This is a genomic window from Pyxidicoccus trucidator (assembly GCF_010894435.1).
GTDB classification, from domain to species: domain Bacteria; phylum Myxococcota; class Myxococcia; order Myxococcales; family Myxococcaceae; genus Myxococcus; species Myxococcus trucidator.
In genome coordinates this window covers 171,517-197,571 of record NZ_JAAIXZ010000018.1, presented here as the reverse complement: position 1 = coordinate 197,571, position 26,055 = coordinate 171,517, and the positions used below count along the sequence as shown (strand labels likewise).

Genomic DNA, 26,055 nt, shown 5'->3' with positions numbered 1-26,055 from the left:
CCAAGCCTTTCACGTCGCTCCGGTGCGTCGCATGTTTCACGGTGAGCAGGCTGTCCTGTCGCACCGGGAGGAGGTCCTGGGATGAAGGGCGAGGCAAGCGGAGGGCGAGAGGGCCCTGCCTGGCAGTCGGTCGCCCCCGCGTCCTCCGCTGTCGAGCGGCTGCTCCAGGTGGGGGCCAGTCTCCACGCCACGCTGGTGGTCGACAGCCACGCGCGGATTGTCTGGATTGACGCGCTGCTGGCCCTCGCCGCCGGATGGCAGGACAGCGCCCCCATCGGTCACCGCGTGGGGGAGGCCCTCGGGAGCCTCCCCTGGCTCACCCGGGCCCTCGACGCGGCGCTCACGGGCAGGGAAGGGCTCTGTGAGGGCAGCGGACAGGGGCAGCGGCTGAGCGCCGTGGTGGTCCCCGTCTTCGGGGAGGCCGGCGTCCAACTGGGAGCCTGTGCCTGCCTCCGCGTGGCCGAACCCGCGAGGCCTCCGTCCGGCCAGGCGCCGCAAGACGTCCTGGCGGATGCCGCCGAGGAGCGCCAGGCGAGGGAGCATCTCGAAGAGAAGAGCTCGCTGCTGCGCGCCACGTTCGACTCGATAGCTGACGGCGTCGTCGTGGTGGACCTGGCCCGGAGAATCACCGCCTTCAACAAGCGGTTCCAGGAAATCTGGGGGCTCACGGATGCGATGTTGGAGGAGCGGGACGCCGAGAAGGCGGTCGTGCGCGCGGCCCCGCTGGTGAAGGACCCGGAGCGGTTCGTCACCCTCATCCTACGGCGGTTCCAGCCCTCTCCCGAGGAGGACGTCGACACCGTCGAGCTGAAGGACGGGAGGACCCTCGAGCGCAAGTCGCTCCCCATGCGCTCGGGAGACAGCGTCATCGGCCGCGTCTGGAGCTACCGGGACGTGACAATGGCGGTCCGCGCCCAGGCCGAGCGCGAGCGCCTGCTGCGCGAAGCCCAGGAGGCCATCCGCGTCCGGGAGGACTTCCTGTCCATCGCCGCCCACGAGCTGAAGACGCCGCTGACCCCGCTCAAGCTCCACCTGCAGATGATGGAGGGGCAGGCGCGCTCCGGCCGCCCCGTGGCACCACGCCACGTGCACAAGGCGCTGTCCCAGGTCTCCCGGCTGGCGGTGCTGGTCAACGACCTGCTGGACGCCTCGCGAATCCAGGCTGGAAGGCTCGAGCTCGCGCGCGAGCGCATCTCCCTTGGGAGCTTCCTCCATGAGGCGGTGTCGGACTTCCGCTCCCTCAGCGCCCTGCATGCGCTCGAATACGAGGAGCCCGGCGAGCCCCTCGTCATCCTCGGAGACCGGAGCCGGCTCTCCCAGGTGCTGATGAACCTGGTGGAGAACGCCTTCAAGTACAGCCCCGGCGGAGGCACGGTCCGCGTCACGGCGCGGCGCGAGGGAGCCCGGGCCGTCGTGTCCGTCAAGGACTCGGGCATCGGCATTCCGGCGGACCAGACGGCGCACCTCTTCGAGCGCTTCTTCCGCGCCCGGAATGCTCCCATCTCAGGCTTCGGAGGGCTGGGCCTGGGGCTCTACATCTGCCACGACATCATCGAGCGCCACGGCGGGAGCATCTGGGTGGACAGTGAGCAGGGAAACGGCTCCACCTTCCACTTCTCCCTGCCCCTGTTGGCCGACGGCGGGCTCCGGGTCTGACGAGCCCCGGGGCCCTGCGCGGGTGGCGGTGTGTTGCCATCCCCACCCTGGACGTGCCTCGGAAGGCGCTCATACCGCCCTGGAATGTTCCATGAAGCGGGCTCAGAATAGGCGCCTTCCTGGGGGGCCGCGAGCAGGTGCGGAGCGCTGGAAACGAGTGAGGAATCCATGACGAGTCGAGCCCTCTCCCGGAGGACGTTGCTCCAGGGTGCATTGGTAGCAGTGGCCTTCAACCCCGCGAGCCGGAGCTGGGCCGCCACACTCGAGCCCGGCGCGGTCGCGCTGCCCCCGCTGGACGGCCAGCTGCTGATGGACGCGGCGTCGCTCACCGCGGCCTCGGACGACTTCGGCCACATCATCCACCGCACGCCCTGGGCCGTGCTCGTGCCCGGCTCGGTGGACGACATCGTGGCCATGGTCCGCTTCACGCGCCGTCAGGGACTGAAGATTGCCGCCGCGCGAGGGCTCGGCGAGAGCCACAGCGCCTACGGCCAGTCCCAGGTGCCCGGTGGCATCGTCATCGACATGTCCGCGCTCTCCACCATCCACGACATCAATGCGTCGAGCGCCTGGGTGGACGCGGGCGTCCGGTGGCACGAGCTCCTGCAGGCCACGCTCCCCTCCGGCAGGAGCCCCCCGACGCTCACCGACTACATCGAGCTGAGCATCGGCGGGACGCTGTCGGTGGGAGGCATCGGCGGGCAGGTGTTCCGCTCGGGCCTCCAGGTGGACAACGTGCTGGAGATGGATGTCGTCACGGGGGAGGGTGAGCTCGTGCGGTGCTCGCGCTCACGTGAGCGGCCCCTGTTCGACGCCGTGCGCGCCGGGCTGGGCCAGTTCGGCATCATCGTCCGCGCCCGGGTGCGGCTCGTCGAGGTACCCCCGAGTGCGCGCACCTACACCGCGCTGTACTCCGACCTGCGCCGCTTCATGGCCGACCAGCGGCGGCTCATCGAGGACGGCCGCTTCGACTATGTCGAGGGCGCTGTCGTCCCCTCCAATGGCGGCTGGGCCTACCAGCTCGAGGTGGTGAAGTACTTCACCCCGGGCAGGGAGCCGAATGACGCGAGGCTGCTCGCGGGGCTGGGCTTCCAGCCCGGGACGCTCCAGACGCGCGACAGCAGCTACTTCGACTTCGCCAACCGGCTCGCGCCGCTGATTGAGCTGCTCAAGCAGCTCGGCGTCTGGGAGTTTCCCCACCCGTGGATGGACATGTTCGTCCCCGCCCGGTGCGCGGAGGAGTTCGTCCAGGAGGTGCTCTCCCAGACCACCGTGGAGGACATGGGGCAGGGGCCCATCCTGCTCTATCCGTTCCGCACCTCGGAGCTGACCGCGCCCTTCCTGCGCACGCCGAATGACCGGCACGTCTTCCTCTTCTCGCTGCTGCGCACCGCCATTCCTCCGACGCCGGAGAACGTGGCGTCCCTGGTGGCGAAGAACCGCGCCATCTTCGAGCGGCTCACCGCCATTGGCGGGAAGCTCTACCCCGTGGATGCCGTTCCGCTGAGCCCCGCGGACTGGCGTCGCCACTTCCACCCCTACTGGGAGCGCTTCGAGCACGCGAAGCGGCGCTTCGACCCGGCTCGCATCCTCACGCCGGGCCAGAACATCTTCTGAGTCGACTTCCACCGGGGCTCTGCCCCGCCTGAGACGTAGAACCGCCCTGGAGCCACAGCGGACGTCCGCTGTGGCTCCAGGGCGCTTGTTTCCACGGGGGCTTCCCGTGACAGGAAGCTGCGTCCTACTGCTTGGGCTTCTCGTGGCCTTCGGGCATCCCGGAGCCGCCGACAGCAGGGGGCGGGATGTCGCCCCAGCCCGCCTCGTACATCGCCTTCCACTTCCACTGGCCATCGCGCTTCACCACGAGCCCGGAGTTCTTGCCACGGTACGTCTTCCCTCCCGTGGTCATGGTGAAGTCATTGGTGTAGGTGGCGAGCGAGTCGGACAGCACGGTGATGTTGGGCTTGTTGGCCATCTGCGTATCCGCGGGCGTCTGCTCGAACATGTCCTTCATCACCACTTCCATCTTCTGCCGGTCATTCGTCTCGCTCTTGGGGACGCCCTTGCTGTCATCGGTCACCCAGAAGAAGGGGAAGTCAATCCGCGCGAGCGCTGCCTGCACGTCGCGCTTCTTCATGACGGCTTCCTCTTCCTTGAAGAAGGCTTCAAGCTCCTTCTTGACCTTGGCTTCGTTGGCCGGCTTCCGGGTCCATGGCCCCATCTTGCTCGGGTCCATGGGGCCGCCCGAGCCGCCCGTGGCGGGGGGAGACTCCGTTTCCTGAGCCCAGACGGGGGCACCGACCACGAGCAGGGCGAGACACACTGCGATTCGACGCATCATGAGTGACCTCCTGGCAGGAAGGTGGCCTCGCTCCCCGCACCGGACCAACCTGCCCGCCACGGTCGTCCACCCCTGGAGGCCCCCGGAAATGTCAGCCAGGCGCAGGTGGCGCGTGCCCCGCCTCCTCCGGGCCCTCAGGACGCGGGCGTCACCGCGGCGAACCTCGCACGGCCCACGCTCAGCAGATAGACGGCCACCGTGATGCCCAGGCCGCACAGCGCCGCCACGTAGTGCGCGGGGGCCAGGGGGTGGCTCTTCATCATCAGGGTGACGAACAGCGGCGTCAGGCCTCCGAAGATGGCGTACGCCACGTTGTATGAGAATGACAGCCCGGAGAAGCGCACCTCCGCGGGAAAGGCGCGCACCATGACGGTGGGCACCACGCCCACCACGCCGACGCAGAAGCCAATCAGCGCGTACAGGGGCACGAGCTGCCCAGGTGACGTGCCCACGCCGAGATAGAAGAGGTACGTCACCCCGAGCAGCACCGCGCAGCCCAGGCCCAGCGCCCGGCCCACGCCCACGCGGTCCGCGAAGAGCCCGTAGGCGACGCACCCCACCGCGAGGCTCAGCGTGGCCACGCTCGCGGCTTCCAGCGCCTGCGCCGGTGGAAAGCCGTGGAGCTTCTGCAACAACGTCGGCGTCATCAGGATGACCACGACGATTCCGGCGGTGAGCACCCAGGTGAGCAGCATCGACACCACCACCGCGACGCCATGGCCGCGCAGCACGGCCTTGAGCGGCAATTCCTTCACCAGGGCGCGGCGCTGGCGCATCTCCTCGAACACCGGCGTCTCCGACAGCCAGCGGCGCAGGAAGACGGCCAGGAAGCCGAACACGCCGCCCACGAGGAAGGGCAGGCGCCAGGCGAAGGCCTGCACCTGCTCCGGGCTGAAGACCTTGTTCACCGTCGTCGCCACCAGCGAGCCGAGGAGGATGCCCAGCGTGAGTCCCGACGTCAGCGTGCCGCACGCCAGGCCGACGCGGCGCTCCGGCACGTGCTCCGACACGAACACCCACGCGCCCGGCACCTCACCGCCCACCGCCGCGCCCTGGAGCATGCGCAGCAGGAGCAGCGCCAGCGGCGCCGCGTAGCCGGCCGTCGCATACGTCGGCAGCGAGCCGATGAGCAGCGTGGGCACGGCCATCATGAAGACGCTGAGCGTGAACATGCGCTTGCGGCCGGTCCGGTCGCCGAAGTGCGCCATGATGATGCCGCCCAGCGGCCGTGCGAGGTAGCCCGCCGCGAACAGGCCAAACGCCTGGAGCTGCCGCAGCCAGTCCGGCGTGTCGGGCGGGAAGAAGAGCTGACCAATCACCGTCGTGAAGAAGACGAAGATGATGAAGTCGTAAAACTCCAGTGCGCCACCCAGGGCGGCCAGCCCGAGCGTCCGGACATCCTGGCCGGTGAGTGGGCGCTGCGCGGCTTCAAGGTTCAAAGGCGTCGGCATTGGGTGCTCGCGAGCATAGGCCGACCGCGGGTTTCTGTAGCGCGGGACGTAACAACACGCACCGGGCTTGTGACCTCGCAAGTCACTCTCAAAGACAGTCCGGAGGGGAACCTCGCGAAACGCCAGGGGTTCCGGTCTTGGCCCAGATGCTGCTTGGCGATGGTGATGTACTTCGACGCCACGGGTGAGGGCTCCAGCGCGCAGCAGAAGGTGCAGCTGCCCGCGCCCAGGCCGTAGCTTTGCGGGCCCCGGTGCCTGGATGTCCGCGACGGGGGTGGCGGGTGTCCGGGCCCCGGGGGCCTGTTTCCATTCCCTGTCGAAGGGGCGCTGCCGCGGCTCAGTACCCCTTCGCCTCGAGGCTCGCGTCGGTGATGAGCGAGCCTTCGCTGAAGGCGAAGACGATGAGGCGGCTCCGGAAGGTCGACTGCACCGCCAGGTTCATCTTGTAGAGCCAGCCCGCGTCGCCGAGCAGCGGCGTGCCTTCGTCCGCCCCCATGCCCACCATCTCGAGGGGCTGTGTCGAGAGCCGCTCCGGCCCATAGGTCGTCTTGAGCATCGCCGCGTCACCCACGCCCTGGATGGCGCCCGCGACTGCACCGAAGGCGAAGCCCGTCAGGAAGGACCGCCCCAGGCCCGCGCTGAGTGAGACGCTGGAGTCATGGAGGACCTTCTTGTCGGTGACGTTCGACATGAACTGGATGAACATGTCGCCCACCCCCGTCGTGACAGACCCGAACGCGGCCCACAGCGTCGCGCGCGTGGCGTATTGGATTGTCTTGGCCAGCGTCTCCTGGGACAGCGCCTGAATCCCCCGTGTCGTGGCCCACTGCAGGCCCCGCTGCGCCGCGGCCTCCGCGGCGCTGTCGATGCCGCTGCCCACCCACGCGCCCAGCCCGCCGGTGATGGCGCCGACCGCGAAGCCCACGGAGGCGTTGACGGCGTAGCCCTTCCAGAAGGCCGAGCCATGCACGTCCTTGTGGGTGACGGAGTAGATGCCGCCATTGAGGCCGGCGCCGACGAGGCCCGCGCCCACCACCGCGCCCACGGCCGCCACGGTTCCCGCCTCCACCCCCACGGTGGCGGCGATGCCCGCGACCAGCGGCGTCGCGGCCCCGCCGGTGATGAGGATGATGGCCGCGCCGAGCAGCAGGAGGGCGATGCCGATGCCCAGGCCCGCACCCCACGCGGAGTGTCCCGTGGGGTCGACGAGGTTGATGGGGTTGTTCAGCTCGAACGCGAAGCGGTTGAAGGCGTCCGGACGCAGCAGGGAGTCCGTTCCTGGCTGGCTGTCGGGCGTCAGGAACCGGCCGATGGCCGGGTCGTAGTAGCGCGCGCCGAAGTAGTAGAGGCCGAGCGCGGCGTCGTACTGGCGCTGCTCGTACTCCGGCCCCGTGCCGGTGCCGCTCACGGTGCGCCGCTCGCCGTAGCCGCTGTATGCCACCTGCGAGACGACGGTGCCCTCCGCGCCGAACGTGTGCGTGTTGCTCCCCTTGAAGTCGCGGCGGAAGTAGCTGACGCCGTCGGCGCTGATGGCCGCGGCCGTGCCCCGGCTGTCGAGGAGGTACTTGGTGACGGCGTCGGTGCCGTCCTTCGGACGGAAGACCTGATAGGCGGGGTCGATGTACAGGGTGACATTGCCCTCCGCGTCCACCTGGCGGAGTCGGTGGCCCTGGTGGTCGGACAGGAACTCGCGCACCGTGGAGCCGTCGGCCGACGTCACCCGGCTCAGGCAGCCGAGGCCGTCATAGGTGAAGCCCAGCGTCACGCCGTTCGTGGTGCGTGACTGCGTGCGCCCGCAGGCGTCGGGCGTCGCGGAGTAGACCTGGGTGCCCTCCAGCGTGGCGCTCGTCGGGAAGTGCGCCCGGGACGTGTAGATGACCCCGTCCTTCGTCGTCAGGTTGCCGGAGTTGTCGTACGCGTAGGCCCCTGCGGTGAAGCCGGGCACCGACGCGCTCATGAGGCGGCGGTTGAGGTAGGTGAAGGACTGCGACTGGTCACCCCCGGTGTTGTCCGTCGCCGTCAGGAGCTGGTTGAGCAGGTCATACCCGTAGGCGAAGTCGATGACCTTGCCGGCCGCGGCATTGACGACCTCGCCGATGACCTGTCCCAACGGGTTGAAGGTGTAGCTCGTGACGACGCCGCTTCCGGGGAGGATGCCCTGCCCGTAGACCGACGTGCGCGCCTTCTGCCAGACGTCGTAGTCGTCGAGCGGATAGTCGGTGCGCGCGCCGTCGAGCGTCGAGGTGATGAGCTGGCCGTACGAGAAGGTGCGCGTGAGCGTCGTCTCGTCCGGGAAGGTCTGGCTCACCACGCGCTGCTGGGCATCGAAGCCGCTGGTGATGGTGAAGAGGGAGGCCTCGCCCTGAATCGTCAGCGTGTTGCACTGCACGTTGCCGTACGCGTCGTAGCCGTAGTCGTACTGGGACTCGACGGTGCCGTCGCCCTGCCTCGCGACCACCCTGGCGAGCCGGCCCAGGCCATTCGTCGCGGCGTTGTCGTAGGTATAGGTGAAGGTCCTCGCGTCGCTCAGCGCCTTGGTGAGGATGCGGCCGAGGCCATCGTAGGTATACGACGTCGCCGCCCGGGCCGCGTCCACCTGGCCCGACTGCAGGCCCGTCGCCGCGTCATAGGTGAACGTCATCGCCTTGATGCTCGCGTCACCCGTGGTGTTCTGGTCGGGGTTGTCCAGCCACAGCCGGCGGTCGAGCGAGTCGGAGGCGAGGGTGTTGCTGACGCCGCTCGGATTCGCCGCGGTGACGGGGTCCGTCACGGAGGTGAGTCGGGCCACCGCGTCGTAGGTGAACAGCGTCGTCGCATTCGCGCCGTCCGGCTCCACGGTGACGGAGACGACGGTGTCCTTGCCGTTGACGTAGCGGTGGACCTGGACCTCCACGTACTCGGAGTCCGAGCCCGCGGCGCGGGTGACGGTGACGGCGCCGCCAGTTCCGTAGAACCAGGTCATCACCGCGTCCGTCGTGCCGTCCGGGCCCGCGGGCGCCGTGCGCCGGATGGGACGCCCGAGGACGTCGAAGGCGGTGGTGATGGCATACGGCGCGCTGGAGACGACGGACGTGGTGGAGAAGAAGGGAAAGCTCTCCAGCGACGGCTGGTCCTGGGCGTAGTCGGTCAGGACGATGGAGTTGCCGGCCTGCTGCCCCGTCTGCCGGATGAACTCGCGGGTGCGGGTGCGGCCGTCCACGTAGTTCTGGTTCCAGAGGAAGTCGCGCGCCTCCGTCGTGGGGAAGGACTGGAGCGAGCTCAGCTCGGTGTAGAGGCCCCCCTGTCCGTCATCCAGGTACCGCGTCGCCTGCGTCGTGACGACGACCGCGGCCTGGAAGGCGGCGCGAAGGTCCGAGGAGCCGGTGACCAGCGGGGTGACGCCATTCGTGTCGCTCGACGTGCCGGCCGGGACGGGGCCCTGGCCCAGCGCCTTGCGGCCGAAGGCGTCGAGCTTCGAGATGGAGATGAAGCCATTCGCATCGCTGCTCGCGACCTGGGCTCCGAAGCGGGGGTCGTACCCGCTCGTCGTCACCAGCGCCACGCCGTCCACATTGGGAGGCGTCGTCGTACGCATGACATAGGTGTTGTAGTCGGGCTCGTACTCGTACGTCGTGGTGAAGCCGCCCGGCTTCGTCTCCGTCCTCCGGTTCCCGAAGGCATCGTAGGTGTAGCTGAGGGTCAGGAAGGCGCCGCTCGTGTCATCCCACTGACCCTGGGTGGCCAGGGTGTAGGTCGTCGGCGAGTACGTGCGCGCCTGCAGGTGGTAGTCGCCCGGGAGGAAGCGGGTGATGTCCGCATCCTCGGCGTTGGCGGTCTCCTTCGCATACAGGAGGTAGCCGAGCGCCCACCCCGGGTTGAGCACGTCGTTCTGGAACAGCCGGTGCTGGTAGACGGCCTTCGCCGGCTCGAGCGGCTGGTTGTCGGAGTCGACGTAGCCGAGGTTGGCGTCGAGCGTCTCGTTGCCGTAGTCGTCGTAGTCGAAGGTGTGCGCGAGCGCCCCGTCGAACGTGCCGTAGTTCCACGTCTCCCACCGCATGGAGGTTCTCAGCGGCTCGTAGACGGGCGGGTTGGGCGCGGTGGCGCCTGTCGCCCTGACGTACGCCTGGTACTCCAGCGTCGTGACGTTCATCAGCACCGTCTGGTCCCTGGGGACGCGCGGGTCCGACGCATGGGTGCCGTTGGCCTCGATGCGCGTGGACGCCTTGGTGCCGGTGCAGGGGAAGTCCTGGTTGTAGGTGTCGACGGTGACGAGCCCGGTGTCGAGCGACAGGTTGCTGACCGTCTGGAACCCCTGCCATCCGCGGCCGAGCAGGTCGAGCTGCGCGCCGGCATACGTCAGGGTGTTCGTCGTGCTGTAGGCGAAGCGGTTGGCCGTCGAATCGTTGCTCTGCGTGTACCGGGAGACGACATACGTCGCGCGGCCGACGACGGCCTGCACGGGGAACTGCGTCGGCGTCAGGGGATTCGGGAAGCGCGCGCCATCGCCTGCGGGGAAGGTGAGCGGGTCTCCGGGGCCGTAGACGCTGGAGTCGGAGAGCGCCGCGTAGTCGATGGACACGACGCCGCCCAGCGCGTTGGTGATGGACGACAGCAGGTCGGGCGTCTCCCCGGACGAGGCGTAGGGCACGGCGACGACCTGGTCGTTGCTGTCGAGGCCGATGCGCAGCAGGTCCGCCTTGCCGTCGCCATTGACGTCGCAGGGGAAGAACTTCGCGTTGGCGACGGTGGTGCCGGCGTCACCCGCGTCGAAGGGCGTCAGCACCCGGTACGTCCCCGAGGGCGAGCCGCGGAAGGCGGTGAACATCAGGCGCTGCTGGCCGGAGACCCACTTGTTGACGATGGCGGTGAGGCCACTCCCGTCGAGGTCCATCGGGAAGAAGCCCGCCGGGTCGATGGTCTGGTTCTCGAAGGCGGAGTCCGGCCCGGCCACGAAGGCCCCCGCGGCGTCGCATAGGAACGTCGTCAGGTGCAGCGTCGTCGAGCTGCTGCCCTGCTCCTTCCAGATTTGCAGCAGGTCCAGCACGCCGTCGCCGTTGACGTCCACCGGGAGGAAGGCAATCTGGTTGGCGAGGCTGAGCGTGCCCAGGTTGCTCTCGACCGAGGACGTGAAGGACACGTCGTCGAGGCTCCGGCTCGCGCCGAGGTACGCCGTCGCGATGATGGATTGGTCCGAGCCGCTCTGCCAGACGCGCACCAGGTCCATCATCCCGTCGCCGTTGACGTCCATGGGCCAGAACGCGAGCTGATGAGTGGGCACGGCCGGGTCGCTCGTCGGACTCACGAGGCCCGAGGTGAAGGTGCCGCCGTCCGTGTCGCCGAACTTCGACAGGTACGCGCGGAAGTAGAGGAGGTCGCCCAGACTCACGTCATGGTGCGCGTAGGCCTCCACCAGGTCCGTGCGCCCGTCCCCGTTGACGTCCATGGGGAAGAACTGGAGGTGCTTCGAGTCCCAGGTGTCGCCCGTCTTGAAGATGCCCCCGTCGTCGAAGGACGTCCCGTTCGAGAGGAAGGCCGCCAGCCGGAGCTCGCTGTCCGATCCGCCGGCGTAGACGACCAGCAGGTCCGTGCGCCCGTCGCCATTGAGGTCCACGGGGTGGACTTCCCGCTGGGAGGGAAACGAGCCGAGGTTGGTGTCGGAGGCCCGGAGGAACGTCGTACCGCCAGTCCCCGGCGTGGCCAGGTACGTCGTGGCGTGCAGCGAGTTGTCCTTGTCCGTCCACAGCTGGACGAGGTCGGTGCGGCCGTCGCCGTTGACGTCCATCGACCGGATGTCGGGCGTGCCCAGGTGCTGGTCGAGCGTCGAGGACGGGTTGATGTCGAAGCCGGGCGAGTCGACGTCCTGCCACACCAGCACCGTGGGCGGCAGCGACGGCGTCCCTTCGGACTTCGAGCCGGCGAGGGTGATGGACTGGATGCAGCTGAGCTGCGTGGCGGAGCTCGTGCGGTAGGCGAGCGTGAGCGTGCGGACCGTCTCCCCACTGCCCACCGACGTGGTGATGCCCGTCAGGCGATAGAAGAGGCTGACCGGGTGGCCGGCCACGTAGTCCTCGATGGGGTCCGGACGCTGCTCGTAGGTGAAGTCGACGAAGCGGTTCGCCTCGGTGCCGTCGTCGCGCACCGTGTAGGCGATGCGCTGGATGAAGTAGGAGCCCGAGTCGCCATGCTGGCCGTCGGGGGACAGCGTGTAGGTGAACTCGACGCGGTTGCCATTGAGGTCCGTCACGGACGCGAGCGCCCACACGCGGACGTCCTGGGTGCCGGGCGCGAGGATGCGGCTGTTGGCCGTCGTCCCGTACTCGCGGAGCTCGCCCGACTTGCCATGCACCGTGAAGCCGTCCGCTGGCGTCGCGCCCGCCAGGACGGAGTCCCAGCGCTGCAGCTCGGTGTAGTAGAGCGTGCCGCCCGCGCCTTGGTCTCCCTGCACGTTGATGAGGCGCATGCCGTCCAGCGCGAAGCGGTCCTCCGGCCCATAGGTGACGGCGCCGTTGAAGCCGTCCACGGCATACGTGGCCTTGGCTCGGGTGATGGCGGAGAGGCCGGACAGCCCCCAGCCCATGCCCATGACACCGTTCGGCTGGCGGTGGCTGTACGCGAGCCCGAGGAGGGGCTGGAAGTTGCTGATGCCCGGAGGCAGGTCGACCGGAAGCTTGTACGTCGCCTGGCCGTTCGCATCGACTTCGAACGTTCCCTGGGCCAGACCGGCGGCGGAGAGAGAGCCTTCTGCGGGCATTGTCACACGTCCATTTCAGATGGGAATTGCACGAGGACGGCGGCCGCGAGCCGGCCGCCGTCCGGAAGAGGGAGCACTGAAGCGCGGAGGGGACGCGGCGCTGGCTAGTCGGCGCTCTTGATGCTGTAGACGGTGCCGGAGAACGGGTTGTAGTTCGCCTGCGCGGCGAACGCGTTCGGCACGCTGTTGATGGACCAGAGGGTGCTGTCGTCGTCGGCGCCGGAGCCCTCGTCGCTCCAGATGCTGGCTCCCACGGTGGACTGCACGACGAGGTCCTTCCGGATGCAGCGGTAGTTCTGGATGTCGGGCGAGTCGTAGCCGAGTTGCCCCACCATGCCGATGGACACGTAGCCATCCGGGGGCACGGCCGACCAGATGGACCAGTCGTAGTCGCCGCCGCTTCCCTGGTCCGTGTAGACGACGCTCCACGCCTTGGCCGGCTTGAGGAGCGGCGCGTTGGGGTCGTCGTTGATGGCCTTCACGATGAACGAGGCGCCGGTGGGAGCGCCGTAGTTGCCCTGCGCGTAGTCACCGATGATGAAGTAGCTCGTGTCGTCGGGCTTCGGCCGGTAGAGGGTGAGGTCCAGGTCGGCGCCGGAGCCGACGTCGCTGGCAATCCACGTGTACGTGCCGGTGGTGCTGATGATGAGCGTGGGCTCGCCCTGCGCGGACAGACGGATGGCCTTGGGGGCCTGGTGGTTTCCCATGGGAGACTGCCTTTCTGTATGGCTTTGGGTGGAGGAACCCGGCACGGCACCGTCGCGCTGGCCTGCGTATGTCTTCGCGGCGCCGCCGGGGTCGTGGGGGGCTTGAGCAAGCGTCATGCCGCGTCTAGGTGGCCTTGCTCCCGAGGCAACCCATTGAAATCACAGGGATGTCTCACGCTTCCGACACGTCGGGCGACATGTCGGGCCCGTGTCGGCGAGTGGGCCCGGAGGCCGGGGCCGGGTGTTGTTTCACCCGCCGCGCGGTTCGGGAATGCGCGTCGCTGGCGGCGGTTGCGACGCCGACCCGGCGCTTCCAGTGCATGGGGCTGTAGCGTCCGATGCTACAAATCCAGGCATTTTGTGACATCCCACGCTACTCGCGCGGGGTGCGCGGTCCCGGATTGTGTCTGAAGCCCGATTTCCTCGGCCCTGGCCCGTCCGGTGCAGCTTCCTCCGGGGTTGTACACCCCCGAGGAGTCATCCATGGCGCAGTGGTCATCCAAGAAGTTTCTGGGCCTGACGTGGTCCGGAGTCGTCGCCGTATCCCTGCTGGCGGGCTGCGGTGGAGAAGGGTCGATGGACCCCTCCGCCCCCGTGCAGGACCAGCAGCAGTCGGCTACCGCGGAGCCGCAGGAGCCCTCGGGCCTTCCCGCGGTGCAGATTGAGTCGCTCGACGCCGTCCCGCTCGACGGGGTCCTGAGCAACAAGACGAAGAGCCTCCTGAAGGCCCGGCTCGTGAAGGGTCAGGAGCAGATCCACCGGGAGTTCCCCCTGGAGGACGACACCGGCGCGCTGGTCACCCTGCGTGACGACGGCAACAACGGCGACGAGAAGGCGGGCGACCTCATCTTCTCCGCCATCGCGAACGTCGACTTCGAATCGCACAAGAAGACGCAGGAGCGCATCCTCTCCTTCGAGAAGGACAACCCCAACGAGCGGCTCACGTTCGCCACCTTCAACAACCGCGAAATTGTCGCTGAGCGCGCGGTGACGGCCCTGTCCTCGGACATCTTCCGTCCCGGCATCTCCATCCCCATCTTCCCCGTGGGCATCACCACGGCCGTCAAGCCGGCCCAGTCGCTGCTCATCACCCACACCAACGTCGTCAATGACCCGACGCGCACGTACAACCCCTGCACGAACACGGGTAACGCGAGCGGCGTGTGGACGTTCAACCACCTGATGACCCAGATGGCCAACACCGCGGCCACCGGCATCACCCCGGCGAACTTCACCGAGCAGTGGCTGAACCAGTGGAACTCCGCCCAGGTCATCAACTCCTGGAGCGTTCCGGCGCGTACGGCCATGAACACCAAGATCCTCAATCCGTGGCCGCGGATTGGCGGGCAGCTGGACATGACGAAGTCGCCGTTCAAGCTGGTGGCCATCGTCAACCGACTGGACCTGGGCAAGGGCACGGGCCCGGTGGGTTACAGCGGTCGCGGCTCCAGCGGTGGTGAGCTGCGCTTCGTCTTCGCCGCGGCTGACAAGAGCTCCGGCTGCGCCATCGGCCCCTTCCTGGTCATCTTCGAGTTCGGCGTGCCCAAGACGGCGTGCACGGATGTGAAGACCTGGGCGCAGCAGTGGCAGGCCCTGTCGAACACGGGCGTCGTCCTGGGCAGCGCCGCGTACAACGCCTCGCTCCAGGCGCTCACGCAGCAGGTGGTGGTGGCCAACGCGGCGCCCACGAAGGCGAACGGCAGCGCCATCAACCAGATCCGCACGAACGAGAACATGCTCATCACCGTTCCGTGGCAGCTGAGGGAGTTCACTCTCTCCGCCTCGGGCCCGACGCCGAACTTCCTAGCGGGGAACACGACGGTGCTGACGCCGGGCGCCTCGCGCAACAACACCACCATCTTCCGCGACTTCGTGAACACCAACCAGGCGGCCATCCTCGCCAACAGCTATGGCGTTCCGCTGACCTTCCCCATCATCAGCACGAACTTCCTCGGCGCGCGGCCCGAGATTCCCTCGCCGGCGAACGCCTTCTGGCGGGCCACGGGCATCCTCAACAACAACGCGCGGCACAAGGTCTCGCTCAACACCTGCGACGGCTGCCACGGGCGTGAGGCGGGGACCAACAACTTCACCCACATCAATCAGTTCGGCGGCCTCTCCGGCTTCCTCAACGCGGGCATGGTCAACGTGAACAACCCCTTCACCGTGACGGACCCGGTCGCCACCTTGACGTCCCGCCAGTTCTTCGAGATTCGGGACCGTGCGCAGCACCTGGACCTCACGGCGAACCAGTCCTGCCTCATCCGCAGCGCGTTCACGCTGCCGATGCTGGCCGTGCACTGATGCTGTCGTGACGCCCCGGCGGCCCCTGTCTCGGGGCGCCGCCCGGGGTGTCGACGAGGCCTTCCGCTTCAGCCTGGCGTGAGCCACGGCGGGGCCGGACACTCCTTCCGGGTGTCCGGCCTCCCGCGCCGCCAGGAGTCGTGCTCACGCGCTGGCCTTGTGCCGCGCCAATTCCTCGGCGTAGAGCGCCCGCTCCTCCGAGAGGGCCTTCGCGACGCTCGGCCGCTTCCACAGGCGCGCGACGTAGGCGCTGAGCGCCGGCCACTTCTTCAGGTCAACGGGGGTCGCCACGCACCAGCCCAGCACGGTGACGAGGTACGCGTCGGCGACGCTGAAGCCGTCCAGGAGGAACTCCCGGCCCGTCAGGTGCTTCTCCAGGTGGGCGAGGCGCGACTGGCCCTTCTCCAGCGCATAGGCCCGCGCGCCTTCGGGGGCCTTCGCGTCGAGCAGTGGCGAGAAGAGCCCCTTGTGCAGCTCGGTGCCGATGAAGCACAACCACTCCTGGAGCCGCGTCCGGCCCCGGCTGTCGGTGGGGGCGAGGCGCGCGTGGGGGAAGGACTCGGCCACGTGCTGCAGGATGGCGGCGTTCTCCGTCAGGACCTCGCCATCCCCGGTGCGGATGGTGGGGACGAGGCCCAGCGGGTTGACCTCCAGGAAGTTCCTTCCGTCGCGCGTGAGCTTCGTCTTCGCGTCGACCTCGATGTACGTCGCCTCCGCGCCCGCCTCGTAGAGGGAGATGCGGGTCGCCAGCGAACAGGCCATGGGCAGGAAGTAGAGCTGCATGGATTGACTCCAGGGTGTCGGTCTCATTCCCCTCGTGGGAACGGGGACACTCTGCGCATTCCTGGGGAATGCATCCAACGCATCGTTGGCATAGACTCGATGCATGGATGACATAGCCCCTCCACCCACCCCCCGCCTGGACGTCCGGGACTTGCGCGTCGTGCTCGCACTGGCCTCCGCCGGCACCACGGCGCAGGCCGCCACGGTGCTGCACCTGACGCAGCCGGCGGTGAGCCGTGCGCTCCTCGCGGCCGAGGACAAGCTGGGCACGCGGCTGTTCGACCGGTCACCTCGCGGGCTCGTGCCCACCGAGGCGGGGCAGCAGCTCGTCTCCGGTGCGACGCGGCTGCTCGTCGAGCTGGGGGACCTGGAGCATCGCGTGCGCGCGCCGAGGGTTCCGCCCCTTCGCCTCCGCCTCGTCTGTGAGTGCTACACCGCCTACCACTGGCTCCCCTCCGTGCTCGCGACTCTTCGCCGGAGCCTGCCGGGGCTGGAGCTGGCCCTGGCGGTGGAGCACACCCAGGCGCCGGTCCCCGCGCTCGTGGCCGGAGAGCTCGACGTCGCGCTCGTCACGACGTCACCCGTCCCGCGCTCGGGGTTCGAGGAGCGGCAGATCTTCTCGGATGAGATTGTCTTCGTCATGTCGGCGGCGCACCCGCTGGCGTCCCGCAAGGCGCTCTCGCGGGAGGATGTCCGCGAGAGCACCCTCCTGACGGGGCAGACCCCCCAGGCGGAGGCGCACTGGTTCATGACGCAGGTGTTCGGCCGTGAGCGGCCACGGCTGCGCTTCGAGCGGCTGCCACTCACGGAGGCCATCCTGGACGTGGCGCGTGCGGGCATGGGTGTGGCCGTGCTCTCCGAGTGGATTGCCAGCCCTCACCTGGGCCGGGGAGACCTCGTCGTGAAGCGGCTCGCGTCCGGACCGCTCCGGCGGCCCTGGCGCATGGCCTGGCGGCGGGAGGTCGGAGACGCCGCGCTCCGCCTCCTGGCCGCGCTGGAGTCCACGGCCCCGCGCGGGCTCGCGGTGGGCTGAGCGGGGCGGGCCAGGAGGTCAGCCCGGCGGAGGCTGCTGGAGCCCCAGGAGGGCCTTGCCGAGGAAGTCTTTGACCACGGCCGGAGACCAGGCCATCAGCGGGCCGCTCATGGCATCCCGGACGTAGCGTTCAATGGGGCGGCTCCGGAGGTAGCCCGAGCCTCCCGATACCTCCAGGGCCGCGGTGGCGATGGACACGGCGGCCTCGTTGGCCACGACCTTCGCCTGCATCTGGAGGAGGGGGAAGTCCGGCGCGCGCTGGTCCGTGGCCGTGGCGGCGCGCATGGCGAGCGCGCGGGCCGCCTCCAGGCGGATGCTCATGTCCGCCACGGAGAACTGGACCCATTGCAGCTCGGCGAGGGGCCGGTTCTCCGGGGGCAGCCGGCGCTCCTTCGCGTAGCTGATGGCGAAGCCCAGCGCCGCCTCCGCGAGGCCGACGGAAATCCACGGCAGGCCCAGGGAGATGGGGTTGGGCTGGGTGGGGTCGAAGCCCAGCCTGCGAGACTCCGGCAGCAGCGTGTCCTGGAGGTGCAGGAGCTGGCTCCGGGTGGCCCGCATGCCCATGGGGTCCCAGATTTCCTCCACCCGGACGGAGTCATCCTTGTCGATGATGAAGAAGGAGGGCCGGCCCTCACAGAGGGCGCCGGTGACGAGGTACTTCGCCTGCTCGCCGCCGGAGACGAAGCGCTTGGCGCCGCTGATGCGCCAGCCGCCCTCCACCTGGCGGGCCTGCTGCTGGGGCATCAGGAACTGGTTGCCGCTGGTGGGCTCGCCCAGGGCGTTGCCGAACCAGGTGCCTCGGCGGAACTCGGCATCGAAGAAGGCCCGCTGCGCGGGGTCCATCAGGGCCAGGTAGCTCAGTCCGGCGCCCTGGTGCATGAGCCAGGCCGTCCCGAAGGCGGCATCTCCCCTGCTGAGGATGGCGAGGACCCGCCCGAAGGTCAGCCAGGAGGTGCCTTCCAGGAGCGCCGTGTTCAGCGGGGAGCGGACGATGGCGGCCTGCCCCTCCCCGGGAAAGGTGGTGTCGCGGTCATGCTTCGCCGCGTGCTCCGCCAGCAGCGCTGAGATTCGCTCCGCTTCGCCCAGAAGGTCCGTATCGGTCATCTCTCTCCTTATGCCGGTGCCCGTTCATTCTATCGGGAACAGGAGCGCTGTCGTCCCTTCACTCCGCCTTCAAGGGAGGCTGTGCCGCGGAGCAGGGGAGCAGGGGAGGGCCTTGCTCCGTTCCTGCTGACGGAAGCGCTAGAGTCGGGCCATGCCGCGTGTGAACTGTCTGGCCGCTCCAGAGGACATGGCGGCTTCATGACGCAGAAGACCTTCCTTGACGAGTCCACGCTGGCCGGTCGCGGACGGCGCGGCCCCGAGCCGGCGCTCCGCGTCGTGCCAGCACTGACCATCGTCTCCCACCCCGTGCCCGGCCGGGCCGGTGAGCGGCTCCTCCTGGAGGCGCTGGCTTCGGGCGGCGAGGTGCTCCTGTCGCGCAACGCGCCGGACTTCATGCCGCCCGGGAAGGCCCTCGGTCTCCCGCTCGCGGCTCCCTTCCTCAGCCGCAAGCCCCTCCGGCTCACCCAGGGGCGCGACGGCGGAGTCCAACTGCACGTGGAGGCGGACGGAACGCCAGTGTCCGTGGGCCAGGCCGTGGAGGGCGTCCTGGAGCTTGGCCCCGAGGCGCTGGCCGCCGGTGTTCCCCTGGAGCTCGCCGAGCGCATCGTGCTGCTGCTTCACCTGGAAGAGGTGGAGCTGGAACCGGAGCCGGAGCCCCTGGGCATGGTGGGCGGGGGCGTGGCGCTTCGGCGTGTGCGCCGACACATCGCGCAGGTGTCCGACCTGGACGTGCCGGTGCTCATCCGGGGTGAGACAGGAACGGGCAAGGAGCTGGTGGCGCAGGCCATCCACCAGCAGAGCCAGCGGCGCAACGGGCCCTTCATCAGTGTGAACCTGGGCGCCCTGCCTCGCGAGCTGGCCGCCGCCGAGCTCTTCGGCGCACAGAAGGGCGCATACACGGGCGCCACTCGGGACCGCGAGGGCTACTTCCGCGCCGCCCATGGGGGCACCCTCTTCCTGGACGAAGTCGGCGAGGCGCCACCCGAGGTGCAGGTGATGCTGCTGCGCGTGCTGGAGACGGGCGAGGTCTTTCCCGTGGGAGCCAGCGCGCCCATCGCCACCGACGTGCGGCTGATTGCCGCGACGGATGCCCACCTGGAGGCGCGAATCGACGCGGGCCACTTCAAGGCTCCGCTGCTGCATCGCCTGGCGGGCTACGAGGTCCACCTGCCGCCGCTCCGCGAGCGACGTGAGGACATCGGCCCGCTCTTCCTCCACTTCGCCCGCGAGGAGCTACGGACACTCGGCGAGGCGCACCGTCTGGACTCCGAGGACCCGCGCGCCGAGCCATGGCTGCCGGTGCCGCTGGCGGTGCGGCTGCTGCGCTTCGGGTGGCCCGGCAACGTCCGCCAGCTCCGCAACGTGACGCGGCAGCTCATCATCGGCAGTCGCGGCCTGCCCTTCCTGCGCGCCGAGCCCCGGCTGCTGCGGGAGCTGGACTCCGGCGCCGTGCCGGAGCCCGCCTTCACCGTGGCGGAGGCTTCCGAGCCTGTCACCCCGCCTCCGAAGTCCGCTTCGCGGCGCAAGCCCTCGGATATCACCGAGCCGGAGCTGATTGCAGCGCTGCGGGACAACGCGTGGGACTTCCAGGCCGCGGCGGACCAGCTCGGCATTCCCCGGCCCTCGGTCTACGACCTCGTGGACCGCAGCCCGAACATCCGCACCGCGGGGGACCTGAGCCCGGAGGAAATCCTCCGCTGCCACCGTGAGTGCCAGGGCGACCTGGAGGCCATGGTGCGTCGGCTCGAGGTCTCCCGGCGCGCGCTGAGTCGCCGCCTCAAGGAGCTGGGCATTGCTCCGAAGGCCCCACGGGCAGGGTAGTCTTCATTCGCATCAACACGAGGGGAACATCCATGGCGACGAAGAAGAAGGCCGCGCGCAAGGCTCCGGCGAAGAAGTCTCCGACGAAGAAGGGGCCCGCGAAGAAGGCCGCTCGAAAGGCGCCGGCGAAGAGGGCACCCGCGAAGAAGGCCGCTCGAAAGGCGTCGGCGAAGAAGGCTCCGGCGAAGAAGGCTGCGCGTAAGGCTCCGGCGAAGCGGGCTCCGGCGAAGCGGGCTTCGGCGAAGAAGAAGGCGCGTGCGCCTCGTCGTCCCCGCAATCTCCCCAAGGTGCTCACCGTGCACGAGGACCGCTTCGAGCCCGAGAACGTCATCGTCCGAAGGGGCCAGTGGGTCCATCTGACGTCGGGACGTGATGACAAGAATGTGCCGGTGCAAGTGCCCGAGTGTTTCGGCCTGATGGGGCCGCAGCTCCTGAAGAAGCGGGGGGCCCTGCTCAAGCTGCAGGTCATCAAAGGTGCCCAGTTGGACACGTACCCCATCCAGGCTCCCAGGAAGGGCGACCCCCATACCGACATCAAGGGGGAGATAGAGGTCGTCTCGAAGGACTGAGCGCTCTCCGCCGCTCTCGCAGTTCCTCGTCGTCCGGCGCCAGCTCCAGCGCCTTCTCGAAGGCGCGCTCCGCCGCGTCGAGCTCCGCGTCGGGGGGCTGCCCCCGACGTCCGAGCCAGCGGGCGCGCACGTCGTGCACCTCTCCCAGGTAGCGCCAGGCCTGGGCCTCGCGCGGGTTGAGCGCCAGCGCGCCACGCAGGGCCGCCTCGGAGCGGGACAGCTCCGGGCCCGGGTCCCTTCCATGCTCCAGTTGGTATGCCGCCAGCGTGTGGAGCACCCGGCCCAGGTTGGCCTGGGGCACCGCGTGCCGGGGGAGCCGCTGGATGGCCCGCTGGTAGGACTCGACGGCCGCCCGGACGCTGGGGCCCGGGTCCTCGCCCAGCTCGCGCCGGTAGCGGGCGCGCCAGGCGTGGACCTCGCCCAGGTTGTTGTCGCCCAGGCCGCCCTTCGGTGCCAGGGCGAGGCCCCGCACGTAGGCGGCCTGGGCCTGGTCGAGCAACGGGAAGGGTGATTCGCCGCGCTCCTTCACCTCGCGCGCCTGGGCGATGTGGATGGCCCCCACGCCGAAGTGGAGCGGTGCGAGCGAGGGATTGATGGCAATGCCCTGCTGATAGAGCGAGAGAGCGCGCTCCAGGTCCGGCCGTGCGTCTCCGCCGCGCGCGCGCTTCCTCCGGGCCAGCTCCTCGAAGACCTGCCCCTCGTAGAAGTACGGCACGAGCTGACCGGGATTGAGCGTTCGCGCCCTGGCGAGCGCCTCCGCGGCCCGGCCCAGGTCTTCCTCGGCTCCACCTCGCGGGTGGGAGGCCCGCCGCAGGTACGCGGCGCCCAGGTTGATGAACGCATCCGGCACGCGCGCGTCGAGCTGGAGCGCCGCGCGGTAGGCGGCGATGGAGCGGTCCCGGTACGGCAACGAGTCTCCGCCCGTCTGGTCCTCATGGTCCGCCCGGAGCTTGAAGACGAGGCCGAGGTTGGCGTGGAAGTGGTAGTCGCGCTCCCCGGGGTCGATGCTCTCGAACGCCTCGGCCGCCTGCTGGAGGGCCTCGCGCGGGTCCTCGCTGCGTCCCAACTGGTAGCGCGCGCGTTGCCAGAGGCTCAGCCCCAGCTCCAGCCGGGCCTCCGGACGTCCGGGCGCGAGCGCCAGCGCGGCCCGCGCCGAGGTCACGGCCTCTTCCAGCGGGGCCTCCGCGTCTTCCCCCCGGCCGGTGCGCTGCTCGGCCAGGCGGCGGTGGAGGCTGGCCTTCAGCACGTGCGCCTCGTAGTGGTCCGGCGCCGCCGTGAGTACGCGTGAGAGCGCCCCGGTGGCACGGGCCAGGGAAGGCGCCACGTCGCCCTGGCCATACAGCTCCATGACGAGGGCGGCGTATTCGAGCTGGGCCTGGGCCAGGTGCACCGCGGGCACGCTCTCACCGATGGCGGCGGCTGCGGCCTGGGCCCGGCGCCCGGCCTCGAAGTCGGCGCGAGCCTCCTCGGTCCGGCCCTCGTTCCAGCGCCGGGTGGCACGGGTCAGCAGGATGTCGCCCTGGAGCTGGGGCACCTCGAAGGACCACGGGGCACCGTTGTCCCCGGCCAGCCGCGCCAGGGCCTCGTCCAGGCGGTCCTCGTAGAAGTCGATGAGCGCCGGCACGTACGCGGGGGACGGCGTCTCGGCGCCCGTTGCCTGCCGCAGGTACGCGAGCGCCGGGTCCCGGTAGCGGCGGCGCAGCTCTTCGAGGAGCGACTCGCGCGGGCCGGGCTCCCGCAGCCGCTCCGCCTCCAGCCGCCGCGCTTGATAGAGGTGCCCCATCACCAGCGCCAGCGCGTAGGCCAGCCGGGGCTCGCGGGAGCCGTGCGCCCAGGCCGCCTCCAGGTGGTGGCGCGCCGCCGTCTCGTCGCCCAGGGCCAGGTGTCCCCGGCCCAGCGCGAAGTGGCCGGGCCCCAGCGCGGGGGCGCCAGCCGTGGCCATCTCCGCCTCCAGCTCCCGCATCCGCTCGCGGAGCAGCCGCCGGTCCGCGCGCGTGTCATGCAGCGGCGCCAGGCCGGAGTATCGCGCCAGGGACTCGATGCTCTCCACCCGCTCCGTGAAGCGGCGCGCCAGCCGCTCGCGCTCGGCCACCTCGCGGCGCGCCAGCGTGGCCTGTGTCACGGCCACCCCCACCACCGCCAGCGCGGCGACGGTCAGCGCCACCAGGTGCCGGTGGCGGTGCAGCCGCTTGCGCAGCCGGTACCCCAGGCCCGTGGCGCGCGCGCGCACCGGCTCGCCGGAGAGGAAGCGCTCCAGGTCCTCCGCCAGCGCGCGCGCCGAGTCGTAGCGGGCCGAGCGGTCCTTCTCCAGGCACTTGAGGGCGATGGCCTCCAGGTCCGCGGGAAGGTCCGCGTCCAGCGCGCGGGGGCGGCGTGGCTCCACGGTGGCGACGTTGCCGAGCACCTCCAGGCCGTTGTCTCCGGGGATGGGCGGCTGGCCCGTCATCAGGTGGTACAGCGTGGCCCCCAGGCCGTAGACGTCCGCGCGCCGGTCCAGCCGCGCCGTCTCGCCACGGGCCTGCTCGGGGGCCATGTAGTGCGGCGTGCCCAGCACCGTGCCGCTGGCGGTGTGGCCGTCGTTCCAGTCCCGCGCCAGCCCGAAGTCCAGGACGTAGGTGCGGAGGGCGCCGTCCTCCGCGCGCTCCACCAGGATGTTGGAGGGCTTCAAGTCCCGGTGGATGAGGCCGGCGTGGTGGGCGGCATGCACGCCCTCGGCGGCGTCGCGCAGCACCAGCGCCTTCTGCTCGGACGTGAGCGCGCGCACCAGCGCGCCCAGCGGCTGTCCGTCCACGTACTGCATGGCGATGTACACGCGCCCCCGGACCTCGCCCACCTCGTAGACCTGGCACACGCACGCGTGACTCACCCGCGCCTGCGCGCGGGCCTCGGCCACGAAGCGCCGGGCCAGCTCCGAGTCGTCACCGCGGACGAACTTGAGGGCCACGTGGCGGCGCAGCCGCACGTCATACGCGAGGAACACCCGCCCCATGCCGCCCTGGCCGAGCAGTCGCACGGGCTGGTAGCGGTCCCAGTCGGGCACCGGAAAGTCCAGGGCCCGCGCATCCGCCTCCGCGGTGGGCGTCACCCCGTGCTCCGTGGGAGGGCCGTCGGGAGCGGGGGCGGGCTCGCGCTCGGAGCCCTCCCGGGCGGTGCCGCCATGCAGCCGGCCCCGCAGGGACAGGAACGTCTCCTCGGAGAGCTTCCCCCGGGCCACGAGCAGCTCCAGCGGAGACTGCCCCAGGCGGCGGGCCTCGGCGCCCAGCGCGTCCGCTTCGTCGCGCCTCAGCACCCCCTCCGTCAGGGCGAGGCCCAGCTCGGCTTCATGCGCTTCCCTCATGCCCCACCTCCACCCTCCGCATCAGACCATGTCCGACGCGTGCGTGCGGGCGCGAGGGCCGGCGCCTACTCCGGCGGACGCCGGGGCGCGCGGCCCGGGGCCTCTCCGAAGGCGCCGCCCTCCCACGCCTCACTCGCATCTCCGGTGAAGGTGACGGCGGGTGCCTCGAGGACCCACGTGTCCGCGGCGGACCTGCGCGTGGTGAGCCACCCCTCGTGCCGGGCCAGCCGCTGGCCGGCGAAGTCGGAGAAGCGGTTGGCGAAGGTGACGGTGTCCCCGTAGCGAAGAGGCCCGCTGCCCGGGCCTTCCCGCCGGACCTCCCACTGCTGCTGCTGGAAGTCCCGCGAGTCATCCGTCTGGTAGTAGTAGCAGTCCTTTCTGTCCCGCCACGCCCCCAGGCAGTTGTTGCGCTCCAGAGCGTTCTCGGTGGAGAGGAGTTGGACCGTGGCGCCGTCCTGCACCTCACCGAAGCCCAGGCGCAGCTCCAGGCTCACCGGCGGCCCCGCGCCGAGGCTCGGGTACGTGTAGCCGTAGGACGTCTGCGCCGCCGTGACGTACGCGCCGCTCGAGTGGCGCAGGCGGAAGGGCTGGCCGTAGCGCAGGGGTGTGCCCGGCGGGAGGTGGGGCGTCGGCGCGAAGGGCGCGTCCTGGCGGGGCGTGGCGCGGGTGAGGACGAAGTCGAACGTCGGGGCCTGGAGCACCCGCTGGCCGAGCGTCCATTGCTCCCGGGGAATGCCCATCCACTCCAGCACCGTGGCCGGCACCGAGGTGTGGTCGAAGGGCACGCCGCCAGGCGCGCGGAAGACGGTGCCTTCCTCCACCCAGGGTGACACGAGGATGGCGGGCACGCGCACGCCGTAGCGGTCGAACCCGAAGCCGTGCTGCAGCGCGTGCGGCGCGGGCTCCCGGCCCCACGGTGGCCTGGCGCCCCACGGCGGCGGCACGTGGTCATACGTCCCGCCGTGCTCGTCGAAGGTGATGATGAGCAGCGTCTGCTCCCAGGCCGCGCGGTTCGTGCTCAGCGCGTCCACCACCTGCCGCAGGAACAGCTCCGAGCGGGTGACATTCACGGGCGGGTGGTAGTCGTTGCCGTTGACGATGTGGCCCATGACCTCGCCGGCCCACGACGGCTCCAGATAGGTGAACGCGGGCAGGCGGCCGGAGCGCGCATGGTCGAAGAAGCGGGCCATGGGCTGGAAGTGCGAGTCGATGCGCTCGATTTTCTCCAGCCGGGGGAAGATGCGCCGGGTGTAGGGGACGCTGCTGAGCAGGGGCGGGAAGTTGTCGTGGCAGTAGACCGACCAGTCCCGGCGGCCAGCGCGCTCCATGACGTTCCACACCGTGTCGGTGTCGAAGGTGTCATCCGCCAGCGGCGCGTGGATGGCCTTCGGCTCTCGGGCCAGGAAGCCGTTGTCCACCAGGCCCAGCGATGTCCCCGCCAGCGCGAAGGCCCGGTTGGCGTTCGTCTGGGTGGGCACCGAGGAGAACCACGCGTCGGACACCGCGTAGCGGCGCGCCAGGCCGTTGAGCACCGGCAGGTCCGCGGGCGTATAGGCGCGCAGCACCTGGTCGATGCGCTCCAGCATGCGCGCGTCCCACTTCAGGCTGAAGCGCGTGGAGAAGTCCTGGAGGAAGCCCTTCATCTCCGGCACCGCGCCCGGGGCCGGGTTCTCCTTCTTGCCGTAGAGCTGCACGTTGACGTGCTCGTAGTCCTCGTGCGTGTTGGCGCCGGGGTTGTTCATGGCCCGCACGCCGGGGGCGGGGACGGTGGTGCGCACGGGGCGCCCCGAGTCGTCCTTCAGCGTGTTGGCCAGGGCCTCGCGTTCCAGGAAGTCCAGGCCGTGGAAGGCGGGCTCACCGGGGCGCAGCTGGGGGAGGTGGTGGTGGGGCAGCTCGTCGCGCCGGTACAGGTAGCCGAGCACGCTGTCGAAGCCCCGGTTCTCGAACATCACATGGACGATGTGTTGGATGTGGTCGCGCATGCCGCGAAGGCAGTGCAGCCACCATGCCGTGCGCGCCGCCTCGAAAGCCGCCCCATATGGAAGGGGCCCTCGCTCCGTCGAGACGGGTTTCGACGCGTCGAAGCGCCTCCGTCGACGTCAGGGGCACCGCTTCGACGGAGCCTCCCGCCGCGCGCTTCATAGAGGAAGCCCGGGCCGCGAGGTCTGGCACTCCGCGTGCTCAAGGCCCCGGAAGACTCCCCGGCCCGCGAGGACATG

The 26,055-nt window shown here is 70.0% G+C and carries 14 protein-coding genes; 6 read left to right on the top strand and 8 right to left on the bottom strand.

Translation table 11 applies throughout. The features are described from left to right. The first annotated feature begins 81 nt into the window (after positions 1-81). Both G4D85_RS37825 and G4D85_RS37820 read left to right on the top strand, forming a co-directional pair. Entirely contained in the window at positions 82-1,656 is a 1,575-nt protein-coding gene (locus tag G4D85_RS37825; RefSeq protein WP_164018975.1) for a sensor histidine kinase, read from the top strand. Positions 1,657-1,824: 168 nt separating this feature from the next. Beyond that, on the top strand, positions 1,825-3,273 hold the full coding sequence (locus G4D85_RS37820) for an FAD-binding protein (RefSeq protein ID WP_164018974.1): 1,449 nt from the start codon (positions 1,825-1,827) through the stop codon (positions 3,271-3,273). Positions 3,274-3,397: 124 nt separating this feature from the next. Here G4D85_RS37820 and G4D85_RS37815 read toward each other — a convergent pair whose 3' ends face one another. From G4D85_RS37815 to G4D85_RS37800, 4 genes are all read right to left on the bottom strand, one after another. Then, on the bottom strand, positions 3,398-3,997 hold the full coding sequence (locus G4D85_RS37815; protein WP_164018973.1) for a hypothetical protein: 600 nt from the start codon (positions 3,995-3,997) through the stop codon (positions 3,398-3,400). A gap of 134 nt (positions 3,998-4,131) precedes the next feature. Then, positions 4,132-5,448: an MFS transporter gene (locus tag G4D85_RS37810; protein WP_164018972.1), complete on the bottom strand. Its 1,317-nt coding sequence runs from the start codon at positions 5,446-5,448 to the stop codon at positions 4,132-4,134. A gap of 337 nt (positions 5,449-5,785) precedes the next feature. Next, positions 5,786-12,178, bottom strand: coding sequence for an FG-GAP-like repeat-containing protein (locus G4D85_RS37805; RefSeq protein ID WP_164018971.1), 6,393 nt, complete (start codon positions 12,176-12,178; stop codon positions 5,786-5,788). Between the two features lie 104 nt (positions 12,179-12,282). Beyond that, on the bottom strand, positions 12,283-12,885 hold the full coding sequence (locus G4D85_RS37800) for a Vps62-related protein (RefSeq protein ID WP_164018970.1): 603 nt from the start codon (positions 12,883-12,885) through the stop codon (positions 12,283-12,285). Positions 12,886-13,368: 483 nt separating this feature from the next. Here G4D85_RS37800 and G4D85_RS37795 point away from each other — a divergent pair, with 483 nt between their 5' ends. Next, entirely contained in the window at positions 13,369-15,189 is a 1,821-nt protein-coding gene (locus tag G4D85_RS37795) for a hypothetical protein (protein ID WP_164018969.1), read from the top strand. Between the two features lie 144 nt (positions 15,190-15,333). Here G4D85_RS37795 and G4D85_RS37790 read toward each other — a convergent pair whose 3' ends face one another. Beyond that, positions 15,334-15,972 carry a glutathione S-transferase C-terminal domain-containing protein gene (locus G4D85_RS37790; protein ID WP_164018968.1) on the bottom strand — a complete coding sequence of 213 codons (639 nt, stop codon included), beginning with the start codon at positions 15,970-15,972 and terminating at the stop codon, positions 15,334-15,336. A 103-nt stretch (positions 15,973-16,075) separates the two neighbouring features. Between G4D85_RS37790 and G4D85_RS37785 the strand changes: the two genes are divergently transcribed. Next, complete coding sequence (locus G4D85_RS37785) at positions 16,076-17,005, top strand: LysR family transcriptional regulator (protein WP_164018967.1); 930 nt, start codon at positions 16,076-16,078, stop codon at positions 17,003-17,005. 18 nt (positions 17,006-17,023) lie between these two features. Here the strand turns inward: G4D85_RS37785 and G4D85_RS37780 are convergent, their stop codons facing one another. Beyond that, entirely contained in the window at positions 17,024-18,109 is a 1,086-nt protein-coding gene (locus G4D85_RS37780; protein ID WP_164018966.1) for an acyl-CoA dehydrogenase family protein, read from the bottom strand. A 198-nt stretch (positions 18,110-18,307) separates the two neighbouring features. Here G4D85_RS37780 and G4D85_RS37775 point away from each other — a divergent pair, with 198 nt between their 5' ends. Beyond that, positions 18,308-19,930 (top strand): sigma 54-interacting transcriptional regulator, encoded by a 1,623-nt coding sequence (locus tag G4D85_RS37775; RefSeq protein ID WP_164018965.1) that lies wholly within the window; start codon positions 18,308-18,310, stop codon positions 19,928-19,930. A 32-nt stretch (positions 19,931-19,962) separates the two neighbouring features. Then, a complete protein-coding gene (locus tag G4D85_RS49025) occupies positions 19,963-20,499 on the top strand; it encodes a hypothetical protein (protein WP_205525879.1) in 537 nt (178 codons plus the stop codon). Here G4D85_RS49025 and G4D85_RS50445 read toward each other — a convergent pair. Both G4D85_RS50445 and G4D85_RS37760 read right to left on the bottom strand, forming a co-directional pair. After that, on the bottom strand, positions 20,465-23,836 hold the full coding sequence (locus G4D85_RS50445; protein WP_164018964.1) for a protein kinase domain-containing protein: 3,372 nt from the start codon (positions 23,834-23,836) through the stop codon (positions 20,465-20,467). The two genes, G4D85_RS49025 and G4D85_RS50445, sit on opposite strands and share 35 nt — an antisense overlap. A gap of 65 nt (positions 23,837-23,901) precedes the next feature. Continuing rightward, on the bottom strand, positions 23,902-25,818 hold the full coding sequence (locus tag G4D85_RS37760; RefSeq protein WP_164018963.1) for an alkaline phosphatase family protein: 1,917 nt from the start codon (positions 25,816-25,818) through the stop codon (positions 23,902-23,904). Positions 25,819-26,055: the final 237 nt, after the last annotated feature.